The sequence below is a fragment of the Xanthobacter sediminis genome, assembly GCF_043195015.1.
Lineage (GTDB): Bacteria > Pseudomonadota > Alphaproteobacteria > Rhizobiales > Xanthobacteraceae > Xanthobacter.
In genome coordinates this window covers 95,040-109,792 of record NZ_JBAFWH010000008.1, presented here as the reverse complement: position 1 = coordinate 109,792, position 14,753 = coordinate 95,040, and the positions used below count along the sequence as shown (strand labels likewise).

General features: G+C 71.0%; 13 protein-coding genes, 2 tRNA genes and 1 riboswitch. Of the genes, 4 read left to right on the top strand and 11 right to left on the bottom strand.

Annotated features, from left to right (window positions below; genetic code table 11):
* Positions 1–25: 25 nt before the first annotated feature.
* Positions 26–667 (bottom strand): glutathione S-transferase family protein, encoded by a 642-nt coding sequence (locus V5F61_RS12460; RefSeq protein WP_393989310.1) that lies wholly within the window; start codon positions 665–667, stop codon positions 26–28.
* 140 nt (positions 668–807) lie between these two features.
* Between V5F61_RS12460 and V5F61_RS12455 the strand changes: the two genes are divergently transcribed.
* Positions 808–3,045 carry an FUSC family protein gene (locus V5F61_RS12455; RefSeq protein ID WP_393989309.1) on the top strand — a complete coding sequence of 746 codons (2,238 nt, stop codon included), beginning with the start codon at positions 808–810 and terminating at the stop codon, positions 3,043–3,045.
* Between the two features lie 15 nt (positions 3,046–3,060).
* Here V5F61_RS12455 and V5F61_RS12450 read toward each other — a convergent pair whose 3' ends face one another.
* A complete protein-coding gene (locus V5F61_RS12450; protein WP_393989308.1) occupies positions 3,061–4,182 on the bottom strand; it encodes a 2'-deoxycytidine 5'-triphosphate deaminase in 1,122 nt (373 codons plus the stop codon).
* A gap of 77 nt (positions 4,183–4,259) precedes the next feature.
* Positions 4,260–4,340, top strand: a riboswitch (SAM riboswitch).
* A 79-nt stretch (positions 4,341–4,419) separates the two neighbouring features.
* On the opposite strand from V5F61_RS12450, the gene V5F61_RS12445 reads away from it, so the two are divergent.
* Entirely contained in the window at positions 4,420–5,625 is a 1,206-nt protein-coding gene (locus V5F61_RS12445) for an O-succinylhomoserine sulfhydrylase (RefSeq protein ID WP_393989307.1), read from the top strand.
* 81 nt (positions 5,626–5,706) lie between these two features.
* Here V5F61_RS12445 and V5F61_RS12440 read toward each other — a convergent pair whose 3' ends face one another.
* The 5 genes from V5F61_RS12440 to V5F61_RS12420 form a co-directional block, all read right to left on the bottom strand.
* The gene (locus V5F61_RS12440) at positions 5,707–6,510 is read right to left on the bottom strand and encodes a 3-deoxy-manno-octulosonate cytidylyltransferase (protein WP_393989306.1); all 804 of its coding nucleotides are present in this window, start codon (positions 6,508–6,510) and stop codon (positions 5,707–5,709) included.
* A gap of 61 nt (positions 6,511–6,571) precedes the next feature.
* A complete protein-coding gene (gene kdsA / locus V5F61_RS12435; protein ID WP_393989305.1) occupies positions 6,572–7,423 on the bottom strand; it encodes a 3-deoxy-8-phosphooctulonate synthase in 852 nt (283 codons plus the stop codon).
* A 202-nt stretch (positions 7,424–7,625) separates the two neighbouring features.
* Positions 7,626–7,701: transfer RNA gene (locus V5F61_RS12430), tRNA-Ala, on the bottom strand.
* 744 nt (positions 7,702–8,445) lie between these two features.
* Positions 8,446–8,521, bottom strand: a tRNA-Ala gene (locus V5F61_RS12425).
* A gap of 152 nt (positions 8,522–8,673) precedes the next feature.
* Positions 8,674–9,066: a TIGR02300 family protein gene (locus tag V5F61_RS12420; protein ID WP_393989782.1), complete on the bottom strand. Its 393-nt coding sequence runs from the start codon at positions 9,064–9,066 to the stop codon at positions 8,674–8,676.
* 218 nt (positions 9,067–9,284) lie between these two features.
* Between V5F61_RS12420 and aroA the strand changes: the two genes are divergently transcribed.
* Together aroA and cmk are read left to right on the top strand one after the other, a co-directional pair.
* Positions 9,285–10,664, top strand: a complete 1,380-nt coding sequence (aroA, locus tag V5F61_RS12415) for a 3-phosphoshikimate 1-carboxyvinyltransferase (RefSeq protein WP_393989781.1) — start codon at positions 9,285–9,287, stop codon at positions 10,662–10,664.
* Positions 10,665–10,672: 8 nt separating this feature from the next.
* The gene (gene cmk, locus V5F61_RS12410) at positions 10,673–11,293 is read left to right on the top strand and encodes a (d)CMP kinase (RefSeq protein WP_393989780.1); all 621 of its coding nucleotides are present in this window, start codon (positions 10,673–10,675) and stop codon (positions 11,291–11,293) included.
* Between the two features lie 511 nt (positions 11,294–11,804).
* Here the strand turns inward: cmk and V5F61_RS12405 are convergent.
* The 4 genes from V5F61_RS12405 to V5F61_RS12390 all read right to left on the bottom strand — a co-directional run bounded on the left by V5F61_RS12405 (position 11,805) and on the right by V5F61_RS12390 (position 14,716).
* Positions 11,805–12,506: a TetR/AcrR family transcriptional regulator gene (locus V5F61_RS12405; protein ID WP_393989779.1), complete on the bottom strand. Its 702-nt coding sequence runs from the start codon at positions 12,504–12,506 to the stop codon at positions 11,805–11,807.
* Between the two features lie 89 nt (positions 12,507–12,595).
* Positions 12,596–13,432: a pyrroline-5-carboxylate reductase gene (gene proC, locus V5F61_RS12400; protein WP_393989778.1), complete on the bottom strand. Its 837-nt coding sequence runs from the start codon at positions 13,430–13,432 to the stop codon at positions 12,596–12,598.
* Between the two features lie 113 nt (positions 13,433–13,545).
* Positions 13,546–14,046 (bottom strand): type III secretion system chaperone family protein, encoded by a 501-nt coding sequence (locus tag V5F61_RS12395; protein WP_393989777.1) that lies wholly within the window; start codon positions 14,044–14,046, stop codon positions 13,546–13,548.
* Between the two features lie 361 nt (positions 14,047–14,407).
* Complete coding sequence (locus V5F61_RS12390) at positions 14,408–14,716, bottom strand: accessory factor UbiK family protein (RefSeq protein ID WP_393989776.1); 309 nt, start codon at positions 14,714–14,716, stop codon at positions 14,408–14,410.
* Positions 14,717–14,753: the final 37 nt, after the last annotated feature.

Genomic DNA, 14,753 nt, shown 5'->3' with positions numbered 1-14,753 from the left:
GAAAATGAGCCGGCCGGGGGCCGGCTCATCCCACGCGCGGCGGCAGGGGGTGGCCGGGCATCAGCTCATAGGGGTGCACCCAGCCGGGCAGCGCGGCGATGCGCTCGGCCCAGCGCGCGATATTGGGGAACTGGTCGAGTTCCACCCCCGCCCGCTCGGGATAATAGACGTAGCCGGCCAGCGAGACGTCGGCATAGGTGGGCAGCGCGCCCACCATGAAGTCGCTCCGGGCAAGGTGGGCGTCCACGATGCCGTAGGCCGCGAGCGCGCGCAGCCGCAGGAAGGCGGTCACCTCCCCCTCCATGTGGCCGGACAGGCCCACCATGAAGCGCAGGGTGGCGAAATAGCTGGTGAACTTGTGGTTGTCGAACAGGAGCCAGCGCAGCGCCTCGCGCCGCTCCGTCTCGCCCTCGGGCAGGAAGCGGCCGGTCTTGTAGGCGAGGTAGTCGAGAATCACGCCCGACTGGGAGAGCTTCAGGTCGCCGTCCACCAGCACGGGCACCTCGCCCATCTCGTTCACGGTGGTGCGAAACAGGTCGGTGCGGGTCTCGCCGCCGAAATAATCGACGAACACCGGCTCCCACGGCAGGTCGCACAATTGCAGCATGAGCGCGGCGCGATAGGCGTTGCCGGACTGGGCGAAACAATAAAGCTTCAGGGGATGCACGGCGGGCCTCCTTCGCGAACCCGGCGAGCTTACCCCCTCGGGCGACCCGCCGCACTGGACAGCGCGCCCCGACCCGTGAAATTTGACCCCCGCCGCACGCCGGCCCCCGCGCGGGCCCGGACCAACGCGAAGGAGCCCGAGTGAACGCGAAGGACCCCGTGAGCGCGCCGCCCCCCGCCCGCGAGCCCAGGCCGCTCCTCGGCCGCATCGGCATCTGGCTGGCCGATCATGACCCCGGCGGCGTGGACAGCACACGGGCGCTGCACCTCGGCGTCGCGCTGGTGATCGTGATCCTGCTCGCGGTCGCCACCGTGCATGCGTTCGCGCTCGGCATGGGCATCACCTTCCCGCTGATGGCCGGCACCGGCGCGCTCATCATGATCTCCTTCACCCCGGCCGCCAGCCGCCGCACCGAGGCGCGGACCATGGCGCGGCTGTTCCTGGTGGCGGCCGCCTTCCTGGCGCTGCTCACGGCGGTGGGGCCCGGCGAGGGGCCCGGGAACGCCACCCTGCAGAAGCTGCTGCTGATCCCCCTCTCGTTCTGCGCGCTGATCCCGCGGCGCTACGGCATGGACGGCCAGCGCCTCGGCCTCGCGCTGATCGTGGTGGCGACGGTGGGCACCATCCTTTCCCCCACGCGGGTGGAGGCGGCGCTGCTGCTGGCCGCCTTCTGCCAGGGCGCGGCGGTGGCGGCGCTGCTGCGGCTCTCGCCGTGGCGGCCCTCGGCGGTGGCGGCCTATGTGCAGTCCACCCACGACGTGCAGGCCGCTGTGGCCGCCTATCTGCGCGAGATGTCGGAGGCGGTGCGCGCCGGCGTCCCCTTCACCGACGACGGCGCGCAGAGCATCGAGCGGCTGCGCGCCCGCGTGTGGAACGCCCTCGGCAACGCGCTGGCGGAAGACCCCGGCGCCCGCGCCGATTTCGAGGCCCTGCGCGCCAAGTTCTACCGGCTGCGGGTGGCGGTGCAGCTGCTGGCCGGCTGCATCCCCCAGGACGCGCCCGACACGCCCGACTGGCGCAGCCCCTTCGCCGCCGCCGCCGACCACATCGCCCGGCGGCTGGAGAGCATCGGCGTGCGCGACGTGCACGCGCAGGAGCGCTTCGAGCGCGCCATCGCGCAATTGCGCGAGCGGGCCTTCTCCCGCGATCTGCCGCCGGAGGCGCGCTTCGCGCTGATGCGCGCGCTCACCGCCTTCGACCGGCTCGGCCTCGTCGCCGACGGCATCGAACGCGTGGAGACGGAGCCCTTCCCCCCGCCCCACCCTGCCGAAGACGATACTCCGCCCGCGCCGAAGCCCACGCCCTTCCTGGAGCGGGCGGCCGACGGCACCCGCCACCTCTCGGCGCCGCTCAAGGTGGCCTGCCAGGGGGTGGTGGCCACCTCCATCACCACCGCGCTCGACGCGGGGTTCCACCTCAGCCACGCCTATTGGGCGACCATGACGGTGATGTTCGTCATCGGCAACAGCGTGGGCGAGACCTATGTGCGGGTGCGCTACCGGGTGGTGGGCACGCTGATCGGCGTGCTCATCGGCATCCTCGTGTTCTTCCTGCTGGGCGACACGGTGTGGCTGCTCGCCATCCTCTGCATGCTGGCGCAGCTCGTCTCCATCGTCACCCAGAAGGACCGCTACGATGTGGCCTCGGCGGCGGTGGGCTTCTCAGTGGTGCTGGGCCTGCACATCCTCGACGGCCTCGGCACCTCCGGCATGCTGGCGCGTATCTACGAGACCGCCATCGGCGCGCTGGTGGCGCTCGCGGTGTCCTACGTGGTGCTGCCGGTCTACGTCACCGAGCAGTTCCGGCCGGAAGTGCTGGGCGTGCTGCGCCGCTGCCGCGAGGCGCTGGCCTCCTGGTGGCCGCACGCGGAGGCGCGCGCCTCGGTGGCGCCGCAGGCGCTGGCGGTGCGCCAGCTCGGCACCCGCCTGCCGCAGCTCGGCGCCGAGCAGGCGTTCGGCCACTCCGCCGGCGACACCGCCAACGTGGTCTCCACCCTCGACGTGCTGGTGACCTACCTCGCCCTCATCGAGGACATCTCCGCCCACCTCGAAGGCGTGGAGGCCCCGGCCGAGATGGTGGCGGTGGTGGAGGCGGCGCGCTCGCGCAGCCTCACCGCCTTCGCCGTTGTGCTGGGCGAAGGCGGGGCCGAGAGCCTCGCTGCCGCCGCGCCCGCGGTGGAGGCCGCGGTGTCGAGCGCCCTTCAGCTCGCCGACGAGCCGTCGGCCAAGGACGTGTTGCCGCTCGCCGCCGACTACATCGCCTATTCGGATGCCCTGCTGCGCCCGCTGCGCGAGATCCGCGCCGCCTTGCAGGACACCACCCCCTGGCAGAAGGAACGCACCCTCGCCGCCAGCCAGCGCCCCATGCGCGCCAGTTAGGGCGCGCCGCGCAGGCTAATCCCCCGTGAACGGGCGGAAGTGCTTGGAGAGCTTCAGCCCCTGGCCCTGGTAGTGAGAACGCATGTCGGCGCCGTAGAGGGTGCCGGGGCGGGCGGCCATGCGCTCGTAGACGAGCCGGCCCACGGTCTGCCCATGCTCCAGGATGAAGGGCACCTCGCGCGAGCGCACCTCCAGCACCGCGCGGGCGCCGCGCCCACCGGCGGCGGCGCTGCCGAAGCCGGGATCGAAGAAGCCGGCGTAGTGCACCCGGAACTCGCCCACCAGCGGATCGAACGGCACCATCTCGGCCGCATAGTCCGGCGGCACGTGCACCGCCTCGCGGGAGGCGAGGATGTAGAAGGCATCCGGATCCAGCACCAGGGCGCGCCCGTCACCGCGCACGCGGATGGGCTCCCAGAAGTCCTCCACGTCGAGCGCGCCGGACTGGTCCACGTCGATGACGCCGGTGTGCTTCTTGGCACGGAAGCCCTGGAGCCCGGCGAGGGCATCGCCCGCGAGGTCCACGCCGAGGGCGATGCCGCCGGCCGCCACATCCGGATGGGGCGCGTCCACCAGGCATTCCGCCGCCTGCAGGTTCAAGAGCTCCAGGTCGGACAGGCGCGCCACGCCGCGCCGGAACCGCACCTGCGACAGGCGCGAGCCGGTGCGCACCAGGATGGGGAAGGTGCGCGGCGAAATTTCCAGGTAGAGCGGCCCCTTGTAGCCCGCGGGGATGGTGTCGAACGCCCGCGCCCCGTCGGTGATGACGCGCACGAACACGTCGAGCCGGCCGGTAGAGCTCTTAGGGTTGGCGGCGGCGGCGAGGTCCGCCGGCAGCTTCATGCGCTCGAACAGCTCCACCAGATAGACGCAGCCCGTCTCCAGCACCGCGCCGTGGGAGAGGTCGAGCTTGTGCAGCGCCAGCGCGTCGAGCCGCTCCTGGACGCTGACGCCGGCGCCGGGCAGGAAGCTCGCCCGCACCCGCCAGGCGCTGCGGCCGAGCCTCAGGTCCAGGCTCGCCGGCTGGATCTGGTCGACATCGAGCGCATGGCGGCAGGCGATGGCGCCCTTGGCCTTGAGCTCCGAAATGGCTTCTGCGGGCAGGATTCCCGGCTTCAGTACATCGGCCACGCGCATCCCCACATCCGCTTCGCCATCCGTGCCGTTCGATTTAACGAACGAAATCCTTGACGCCAAGGGGACGGCGGCATTAGTGATCCGTTCGTGGGCAATTTGAGCCGGCCGGCTTGCAGCCACGTTAAACGCACTTGCTAAAAGGCCGGGGATGAGCGGATCGACGCCGGGCATGTGCCGCGAACGCGCGCACAATGCAAGCGCGCATTCCGCAAAAGCTCCTCGGCCTTGGAGACAGCCATGTCCTCGGCCTCCCGTCCCGCCCTCGATACGCGCGCCCTGCACCCCGAAACGCGCCTCGTGCACGCCGGCACCACCCGCTCGCCGTTCGGCGAGACCTCGGAGGCGCTGTTCCTCACCCAGGGCTTCGTCTACGACAACGCCGCCGCCTGCGAAGCGCGCTTCAAGGGCGAGGATCCCGGCTTCGTCTATTCGCGCTACGCCAACCCCACCACCGCCATGTTCGAGGAGCGCATGGCGCTCATCGAGGGCGCCGAGGTGGCGCGCGCCACCGCCTCCGGCATGGCGGCGGTGCACGCGGCGCTGCTGTGCCAGGTGAAGGCCGGCGACCATGTGCTGGCCGCTCGCGCCCTGTTCGGCTCCAGCCGCTGGATCCTGGAGGAGCTGCTGCCGCGCTTCGGCGTGGAGGTGACGCTGGTGGACGGCACCGACCTTTCCGCATGGCGTGCCGGCATCCGCCCCAACACCCGCGTGTGCCTGCTGGAAAGCCCCACCAACCCGACGCTGGACATCATCGACATCGCGGCGGTGGCCGAGATCGCCCATGCGGTGGGCGCGCGGCTGGTGGTGGACAATGTGTTCGCCACCCCGCTGCTCCAGCATCCGCTGGAGCTGGGCGCCGACGTGGTGGTCTATTCCACCACCAAGCACGTGGATGGCCAGGGCCGCTGCCTGGGCGGGATGGTGCTGTGCTCGCGCCAGTTCCTGGACGAGGAGCTGCAGGTGTTCCTGCGCCAGACCGGCCCCTCCATCTCCCCCTTCAACGCCTGGGTGATGCTGAAGGGCCTGGAGACCCTGGCCCTGCGCGTGGACCGCATGCAGGCGAGCGCGGCGCGGATCGCCGATTTCCTCGCCGGGGCCAAGGGCATCGAGAAGGCCGTCTATCCCTTCCGTCCCGACCATCCGCAGGCCGAACTCGCGCGCCGGCAGATGAGCGGCGGCGGCACCCTCGTCACCTTCGTGGTGGACGGCGGCAAGGACGGCGCGTTCCGCTTCATGGACGCACTGCGGGTCATCCGCATTTCCAACAATCTGGGCGACGCCAAGAGCCTCATTACCCACCCGGCCACCACCACCCACCAGCGCTTCACGCCCGAGGCGCGGGCCGAGATGGGCATCAGCGATGGCCTGCTCCGCCTCTCCGTGGGCCTGGAGCATCCCGACGACCTCGAGGCAGACATCGCCGAGGCCCTGAAGGCGGTCTGAAAGGCGGCCTGGCCGGCAACCGCCGCGCCCCTTGGGGGGGCGCGGCTCGGGGGCGCGGCACGCCTCAGGCCGCGCGCGGCCTCACACCACGCCCATCTTGGCGAGATAGCCCTCGATCAGCGGCACGTCTGAGGGGTTGTTCAGCTCCCAGAAGGCGGCGCCGCGGCTTTCCACCTCCACCGCGGCGATGGGCACGCCGTGTTCCAGGAAGCGCAGCTGCTCCAGCCCCTCCAGCGCCTCCAGCACGCCCGGCTCCATGCCGGCATAGGCATCGAGCGCGCCGCGCCGGTAGGCATAGAGCCCCACGTGGTGGAACACCGGCACCACCCCCTCCACCCTGGCCTTGCCATTGGTGAAGGGAATGACCTCCTTCGAGAAATAGAGCGCGTTGCCGGCCCGGTCGAACACCACCGTGGTGGCGCCCACGCGGCCGGCGCGGCGGTCGGCCAGGAAATGCTCCAGGCTTTCCTCGTCACAGCGCAGCACCGGCGTCGCCACCTGGCGCGCGGGCACATCGCGCATGGCCTTCACCAGGGCGGTGACGAAATGGGGCGGGGTGAGCGGCGCATCGCCCTGCAGGTTCACGATGATCTCGGCGTCGATGCCGGCCCGCGCCACTGCCTGCGCCACCCGCTCCGTGCCGTTGCGGCAGGCGGGATCGGTCATGATGACCGGGGTGGAGAGGCGCTCCGCCTCGGCCGCGATTCGCGCATCATCCGTCGCCACATAGACCGGCGCACCCGCCGCCCCCGCGCGGGCAGCCAGGATGGAGCGCTCCACCAGGGTGCGGGCGATGCCGGTCGCGCCCTTCAAGGTCGCCAGCGGCTTGCCGGGATAACGGCTCGACGCGTAGCGCGCCGGGATGATGATCGCCACGTCACTCATGCTGCACCTGTCGGGAAAGGAAGCGCGCGCCCGGGGGCTGGCCCGGCGGGGCGCGACAGCTTCAGAAGGCGGCGGAAAGCGCCCGGTTCTTGGCGATGGCGTCGAGCGCCGTCAGGTCGCGCAGCAGCGGGCCGATCCATTCGAGCGGCAGCATGTTGGGGCCGTCGGAGGGCGCGTGGTCGGGGTCGTCGTGGGCTTCGGCGAACACCGCGCCCACACCCACCGCCAGCGCGGCGCGGGCCAAAGCCGGCGCGAAGGCGCGCTTGCCGCCGGAAGAGCCACCCCGCCCGCCCGGCTCCTGCACCGAGTGGGTGGCGTCGAACACCACCGGATAGCCGGTCTCGGCCATGATGGGCAGGCCGCGGAAATCGCTGACGAGGGCATTGTAGCCGAACGACGTGCCGCGATCGCACAGCAGGATGCGCCCGTTGCCGGTGGAGGCGATCTTCTCGGCCACGTTCGCCATGTCCCACGGCGCCAGGAACTGGCCTTTCTTCACGTTCACCACAGCGCCGGTCTCGCCCGCCGCCAGCAGCAGGTCGGTCTGACGGCAGAGGAAGGCCGGGATCTGGATGATGTCCACCACCTTGCCGGCGGTGCGCGCCTGCTCGATGTCGTGGATGTCGGTGAGCACCGGGCAGCCGAACTCGGCGCGCACCTCGGCGAGGATTTTGAGCCCCTCGTCGATGCCGATGCCGCGCCGGCCCGTCAGGGAGGTGCGATTCGCCTTGTCGTAGGAGGACTTGAAGATGAAGGGCACGCCCGCCTTCTCCGCCTCCGCCTTCAGGAAGGCGGCCATGCGGAAGGTGTGGTCCCGGCTCTCGATCTGGCACGGACCCGAGATGAACACGAACGGCAGGTCATTGCCGAACGTCACGTCGCCCACGGTCACATGCTTTGCCGGTTCGCTCATCCTGCCCTCGTCGATGGGCGCCGTCGCGGCGCCGCGCTGTCGGTGGGTGTCCCCTGGCGGCGCCGAGGCCGCGCGCGGACCATGCGCCACCGCCGCCGACCGCTCAAGGGCTTTCGGCGGGACGCGAAAAGCGCTCGCCACCGGGCTGAAGGCCCGACCGGCAATCGCATCATGTGATGGAAACATTCCCCTTCCGGAGGACTGGTGGAGCCAGGCGGAATCGAACCGCCGACCTCTTGAATGCCATTCAAGCGCTCTCCCAACTGAGCTATGGCCCCCAGGGGAGGCGGCTAATTGCCATAACCCCCGGCCGATGGCAAGGGCCCCACGGGCACCCCATCGCCAAAGCAGGGGATAACTTTCCGCCGGCAACAGACCCGTCGACAGATCCAGCGGGAACCGGCGCCTTCTTCCGCCCAGTTTCCCCGGAACCAAGAGCCGGATCTGAAGGCCTGCCTCCCCTCAGGCCGGATCGCTGTGCAAGAAGCGGAATTCGCCATGTCGCCCGCAAAGGCGCCACCCCTTCTACGGCAAGCGCGGGAACGCCGCGCACGCCAGCAGGCCGCGCTTCCCCTCGATTCGGAAACCGGGACGGCGGCATGTCGACGAAGGAAGGACGCCAGCCTCACCGCATGACATTGCCGCGCGCCCGGTGCGAAGGGCCGCCCGATGCCACAGGCAGGACCGCCCTGCGGCGCAGGCCAGCGACAGCGCTCTCCGCTCGATTCGGAAACCACCACTGCGGAATTTCGACGAAGGAAGGACGCCAGACGGCGAGGCCTCGCCGCATGCCACTGCCGCGCGCCCGCGCGAAGGGCCGCCCGATGCCACAGGCAGAACCGCCCTGCGGCGCAGGCCGGCGACAGCGCTCTCCGCTCGATTCGGAAACCACCACTGCGGAATTTCGACGAAGGAAGGAGTTCAGCGGCAAAGCCATGCCGCATGCCATGCGCACGTCCTGGCGGTCCGCATGGCCTGCAGCAGTCGCGGCCTGGTGTCGCCAGAAGGTGGGATTATGAATTTGGTGGAGCCAGGCGGAATCGAACCGCCGACCTCTTGAATGCCATTCAAGCGCTCTCCCAACTGAGCTATGGCCCCACCGGGCCGCGGGTGCATGCGATATGAGTACCACCCTAAGGTCCAGTACCCTACCACCTGCCGGGAAGCCCCGCGGCGGGAGCCCGGCGAGTCATGTCCGCCGGGCGAGAGCGGCCTTTAAGCACAGGCCGCGTTCGACTTCAAGTCCCTTTTTAGGGCTCTTCGTCGTCCTCGCGACCTTCGCCGATGAGGCCGGTCACGTCGTTGCCGTCATCCTCGTCCTCCTCGAGGAACGCATCCTCGTCGGTGGCCTCGATGTCGTCGTCCTCGTCCACATCCGGAGAGGCAGCACCCGCCTTGCTGGGCGTGCCGGCGGCCTCCTCGTCGGCCTCCTCCAGGCTGATGACCTCGGCGGCGGTATCCTCGCCGTCATGGTCCTCACCCGGATCCTCGACGCGGGCGGGGCCGCGGGCGGCGGGCTCGAAATAGGAACGCGGATAAGATTCGCCCGTGAAGGGAGAAACCACCGGGTCCTTGTTCAGGTCGTAGAATTTGCGCCCCGTAACAGGACAGATGCGCTTGGTGCCGAGTTCTGGCTTCGCCACGGCAAAGTTCCTCGGTAGGGCTGTAACAGAGCGTGCTCCATTGGCGCCTCGCACGATTGGTGTCAAGGCACAATCTCACCGGCAACGCACCGCCATCCCCTTCCGCGCCGCGTGGCACAGCCGGAAGGCCTGTGTTAAACGACCGGCGCACCCGATGAGACCGAACGTGGCGCGGCGCCCCACGCGGGCCGCGCACCCCGCCCGAGGCCCGATCGACCATGTCCAGCGCCCCCGCCAGCCCTTCCGCGCCCGAGGCCCGCCCCCACGGCAGCGGCGCGGCCGAGCCCGCCACCGCGCGCCGCTCGCCCGCGCTCCACGGCACCGTGCGCGTCCCCGGCGACAAGTCCGTCTCCCACCGGGCGCTCATCTTCGGCCTGTTCGCAGAAGGCCGCACCCGCATCACCGGCCTGCTGGAAGGCGAGGACGTGCTGAACACCGCCGCCGCCTGCCGCGCCCTGGGCGCGAAGGTGGAGCGGCTCGGCCCCGGCGAATGGCAGGTGGACGGCGTGGGCGCGCGCGGCCTCACGCCCCCCGCGGCCCCGCTCGATTTCGGCAATTCCGGCACCGGCGTGCGGCTGATGATGGGCGCGGTGGCCGGCCAGGACATCTCCGCCACCTTCGACGGCGACGCCAGCCTGCGCCGCCGGCCCATGAAGCGCGTGCTCGATCCCCTGGTTGCCATGGGCGCGCAGGTGACGGCCTCCGCGGAGGGCGGGCGCCTGCCGCTCACGCTCAAGGGCTCGGACCGCCTCGCCGCCGTCACCTACGAGACCCCCGTGCCCTCGGCCCAGGTGAAGTCCGCCGTGCTGCTCGCCGGCCTCGGCGCTGATGGCGAGACGGTGGTGGTGGAGCGCGAGGCGACGCGCGACCACACCGAGCGCATGCTCGCCCATTTCGGCGCCGAAGTGCGGGTGGAGCCCTTCGGCGCCGCCGGCCGCCGCATCACCCTGAAGGGCCACCCCCACCTCAAGGCCGCGCCCGTGGACGTACCGGCCGACCCCTCCTCGGCCGCCTTCCCGCTGGTGGCGGCGCTGCTGGTGCCCGGCTCCGAGGTGGTGCTGACGGATCTCATGCTGAACCCGCTGCGCACCGGCCTCATCACCACGCTGAAGGAGATGGGCGCCGACATCGCCGTGCTCGATGCCCGCGAGGAAGGCGGGGAAACGGTGGCGAACCTCAGGGTCCGCCACTCCCGCCTCATGGGCGTGGAGGTGCCGCCCGAGCGGGCGCCGGCCATGATCGACGAATACCCCATCCTCGCCGTCGCCGCCGCCTTCGCCGAGGGCGAGACGGTGATGCGCGGGCTCGCGGAGCTGCGCGTGAAGGAGAGCGACCGCCTGGCGGCGGTGGCGGACGGCCTTGCCGCCTGCGGCATCGCGCACCGGGTGGAGGGGGATGATCTCATCGTCTCCGGGCGCGCCGCAGTCATGGGCGGCGGGCCGGTGAAGACGCACATGGACCACCGCATCGCCATGTCGTTCCTGGTGCTGGGACTTGCCAGCGATGCCGGCGTCAGCGTCGATGACGTGTCCTTCATCGCCACCTCCTTCCCCGCCTTCCTGCCCATGATGCGCGCGCTCGGCGCGCAGATCGACTGAGCCTGCGCATGATCGTCGCCATCGACGGGCCGGCGGCCTCGGGCAAGGGCACCCTCGCCCGGCGCCTCGCGGCCCATTACGGCCTGCCTCATCTCGATACCGGCCTTCTCTATCGCGCCGTGGGCGCCGCCTGCCGCGCGGCGGGGGGGCTGGGCGACGACGGGGCGGCCGCGGCCATCGCCCGCGAGCTCGACACCGCCGCCCTCGACGCCGAGGCCCTGCGCTCGGCCGAAATTGGCGAGGCGGCCTCGGTGGTGGCGGCGGTGCCGGAGGTGCGCGCCGCCCTGCTGGAGCTGCAGCGCCGCTTTGCCGCGCGGCCCGGCGGCGCCGTGCTCGACGGGCGGGACATCGGCACCGTGATCTGTCCGGATGCGCAGGCCAAGCTGTTCGTTACGGCGAGCCCCGAGGTGCGCGCCGAACGCCGCCACCGGGAGCTGACGGGACGCGGCGAGGCGATCAGCTACGAGGACGTGCTCGCCGACATCCGCAAGCGCGACGCCCGCGATTCGGGCCGCGCCGCCGCGCCGCTGGCGCAGGCGCGGGACGCCATGCTGCTCGACACCACCGCTCTCGGGATCGAAGCGGCCTATGCGGCCGCGCTGGCCTTGGTGGAGAGCCGGCACCGCTGAGGCGACGTTTCGAAGCATCCGCCCCCCGGAACGGGGACACTGAAAGCTGCGCGCCGCCGAAAGCCCCCTGCGTGAGGCGCATGCGATCCCCTGCAGACTGTTCCGGCTCTGAAGCCCGCGCTCGAATCGGCAGGCGAATCAGGCGCCCACAGCCCGGCCGTCGTTCCGCGCGGGAGAAACCGGGCGAGCCCAAAGCACTGGGTATCCAGGGCGCAGCCACGGCCGGATTGAGCGCTTTTGCCGTGCGCCTGAATGCGCGAGGGGGCGAGCATCGCCCATCGAGCACCCCAACCGCCGCAAACCACCTTTGGACATGGGCACACAATGGCGGCGCGCGCGCTCGATAGGGTATTCACGGAGCATGGGAAACCCCTCGCTCCGCCCGCACACACCGGAAAGCCTGCGGAGGGGACGGCCGGGTCATGGGATCGAGGGCGGCATCGCGTACCCGTCGCCCCCTCCCCGCCCCTGGCGCAAAGCGCTCCGCTGCCGACGCATGATCCCGCCGCGCTCAGTGCGCAGCGGGCGCCTGCGCTTCGTCATCGGCCGCATCGCGCCCCGGCGCGCCTCTCCGGGGCGGCGCATTGCGCCGCCGGGTGCGCCACGGCAGCACGATGAAAGCGAGATCGTCCAGCATATCGAGGAGCTTGCCGGCCTGGGTCAGCTCGTGGTCGAGCTTCGCCATGGTGCGCGAAAGGCCGGGGTCCTCATCGTCGAGCCAGACCTCGACGACGCGCGCGAACAGCAGTGCCAGCCCCTTCGCGCGCACCGCGCCCTGAAGCCCGGTGCAGCCGACGCCCGCCGCAGCCAGCATCCAGCGCTGGGAGCGCGCGGAGAGGCGCAGCAAGGCCAGGGCGAGCAGCGGGTCGCGCCGTGCGCCCTTCACCAGGGCGCGCACGGCCGCGCGGTGGGGCTCCAGCGCATCGAGGCGGCGCATGAGCACCTCGAACAGGCGCTCGCGCGGACCCTCCCCCGCGAAATCCTCCGCATCGGGCCCGCCTTCCGCGAGCACATGGCGGTCGGTGGCGCGGAAGAAGGCCGCGAGGAGGTCGTCCACTGACCCGTAGGCCGTCCGCATCTCCGAGAGGGCGACCCCGCTCGCGGCGGCCACCTCCGCCAAATCGATGCGCATGGGCGAGCACCCCTCGGGGTGCCCCGACAGAAGATCGAGGAAAGCGCGCAGGCACGCCTCGCGCGCGGTCTCCGACGTCATGGCTCGCTCCCTTCCACCCGCCCCCTCAAACCCGATTCTCGCGCCCGCGCGGGCGGCGGCGCGAGAGGGCCGACACCTCGCCCGGCATGTCAGCCGGCAAGCTCGCGGCCGCGACGGGTGGCGGCGGCCACCGCCTCCTCCATCAGCGGGCGGAAGCCCCGCGTCTCGTGCATGAGCACCGCCAGGGCGGCGGCGGTGGTGCCGCCCGGCGAAGTGACATTCTGGCGCAGGGTCGCGGCCGGCAGGTCGGACGCCTCCAGCAGCGCGCCGGAGCCGGAGACGGTGGCGCGGGCGATTCGGGCGGAGAGGTCCGCCGGCAGGCCCGCCGCGCGCCCGGCCTCGGCCAGCACCTCGGCCAGCAGGAACACATAGGCCGGGCCGGAACCGGAGACGGCGGTGGCCGCGTCCATCAGATCCTCTTCGTCCACCCATTCCACGATGCCGATGGCGCCGAGCAGGGCGCTCGCCAGCGCGCGCTCGGCGGCGGTGACGCTCGCGCTCGGCACGGCAACGCTGACCCCGCGGCCGATGGCAGCCGGCGTGTTGGGAATGGCCCGCACCAGCGGCGTGCCCTCCGGGAAATGGGACGACAGAAAGGAAAGGGTGCGCCCGGCCATGATGGAGACCACCAGCGTGCCGGAACGCACCAGGGGCGCCACCTGGGGCACGGCCTCGGGCGCCACCTGGGGCTTCACCGCCAGCAGCAGCACCGCGGGCGCCGCCACCTGATCGAGCGGCGGATTAACGCTGACGCCCTGCGCCGCAAGCGCGGCGGCGGCGGCTTCAGGCAAATGGGGATCGATGACCACGGCGAGGTGGGACGGCAGGCCCAGCTTCAGCCAGCCTTCCAGCATGGCCCCGCCCATCTTGCCCGCGCCCAGCAGCACCACCGGACCGGACAGGCTCCTCAACACCACGTCGCTCATGATCGCCTCGCATCGCGGCCGGCGGCTCGTGGCGCCGCGCCGCCTTTTCGAGGCCCAGGTTTAAGCCAGCCCGGCGCGCGGGAAAACCCCGCGCCGGGCTACCAGAGCGCGGCTCAGGCCTCGCCCACGGTGTCGAACAGGGCGGTGTCCATGGCCTCGCGGGCGGTCTTGCCGGCCCATACCACGAACTGGAAGGCCGGATAGTACCGCTCCACCGCATCGATCGCGGCGTCGACGATGGCCTCGCACTGGCGGTCGGAGGCGGTGGCGCCGCCCGCCAGCACCAGCGCATGGCGGAACATGACGACCCCTTCCTGGGACCACATGTCGAAATGGCCGAGCCACATCTGCTCGTTGACCATGGCGAGCAGCTTCAGCACTTCCCCGCGGCGGCCGTCCGGCACCTTGAAATCGAAGGCGCAGGCGACATGCAGCGCCTCCAGCTCGTCCATCCACTGGAACGACACGTGGCAATCGGTCCAGCGGCTGGCCAGCGAGAGGGTGATCTCGTCTTCGTCGGAGCGCTCGAAAGACCAGTCGTGAACAGCGGCGAGCTGCTCCACCAGATCCACGGGATTGGCCGGCGCTTCGGCTTCAATGTCGATGAGAGACATGCCTCGACCTCGCGGTGGGAAGGACGCGGAGACGGCCGGTGACGGCAGGGGCACGACGACGCTCGGGCAACGAGGCCAAAGGCATGCGTAGGAACCCGCGTGCCATGCAACGACCTCCTTAAAGACGAACCACTTCAGACATGGCGCGTGAGGGTGCAGCACCGCGACGGCGAGCCGAAAGCCATGCGGCGGCGGCCCTGCACCGGACATGCGCGTGTCAGGCGAGCCTACGCCCCGTCGTATACCCGCGATACGACGAACCGGCTCCGAATCGCCACGAAAATCAGTATATCGCGGGTAAAGATGGCGTCGCTACGACAGATTGTGTACATCCCATGGGCGTGCACACAAATGCGCCGACTCAGGATCGGCTGCCGCCGAAACTCTCGTCATAGGGCTGCGCCGGAGTTTCGCCGGATGCGACGCCCAGCTTCGCCTCCAGGGCGGCGATGCGGGCTTCCAGGCGCTCGTTCTCCTCGCGGGCGGCAGCGGCCATGTCCTTCACCGCCTCGAACTCCTCGCGCTTCACGAGGTCCATGTCCCGCAGGAGGCGCTCCACCTGGGTGCGCATCACCGTCTCGGCCTCGCGCCGCACCCCCTGGGCCACGCCCGCGGCGTCGTTCACGAGGCGGGCCATCTCGTCGAAAAAGCGGCCGGTGGTCTGGGTCATGGTCGTCTCCTGGCGGCGGCCCGTATGCCGACGGCAT

Bases quoted from the DNA above. Each gene is read 5' to 3' on its own strand.
- V5F61_RS12450 (WP_393989308.1), bottom strand. From the start codon at position 4,182: ATGCGCGTGGCCGATGTACTGAAGCCGGGAATCCTGCCCGCAGAAGCC.
- V5F61_RS12445 (WP_393989307.1), top strand. From the start codon at position 4,420: ATGTCCTCGGCCTCCCGTCCCGCCCTCGATACGCGCGCCCTGCACCCC.
- V5F61_RS12440 (WP_393989306.1), bottom strand. From the start codon at position 6,510: ATGAGTGACGTGGCGATCATCATCCCGGCGCGCTACGCGTCGAGCCGT.
- kdsA (WP_393989305.1), bottom strand. From the start codon at position 7,423: ATGAGCGAACCGGCAAAGCATGTGACCGTGGGCGACGTGACGTTCGGC.
- aroA (WP_393989781.1), top strand. From the start codon at position 9,285: ATGTCCAGCGCCCCCGCCAGCCCTTCCGCGCCCGAGGCCCGCCCCCAC.
- cmk (WP_393989780.1), top strand. From the start codon at position 10,673: ATGATCGTCGCCATCGACGGGCCGGCGGCCTCGGGCAAGGGCACCCTC.
- V5F61_RS12405 (WP_393989779.1), bottom strand. From the start codon at position 12,506: ATGACGTCGGAGACCGCGCGCGAGGCGTGCCTGCGCGCTTTCCTCGAT.
- proC (WP_393989778.1), bottom strand. From the start codon at position 13,432: ATGAGCGACGTGGTGTTGAGGAGCCTGTCCGGTCCGGTGGTGCTGCTG.
- V5F61_RS12395 (WP_393989777.1), bottom strand. From the start codon at position 14,046: ATGTCTCTCATCGACATTGAAGCCGAAGCGCCGGCCAATCCCGTGGAT.
- V5F61_RS12390 (WP_393989776.1), bottom strand. From the start codon at position 14,716: ATGACCCAGACCACCGGCCGCTTTTTCGACGAGATGGCCCGCCTCGTG.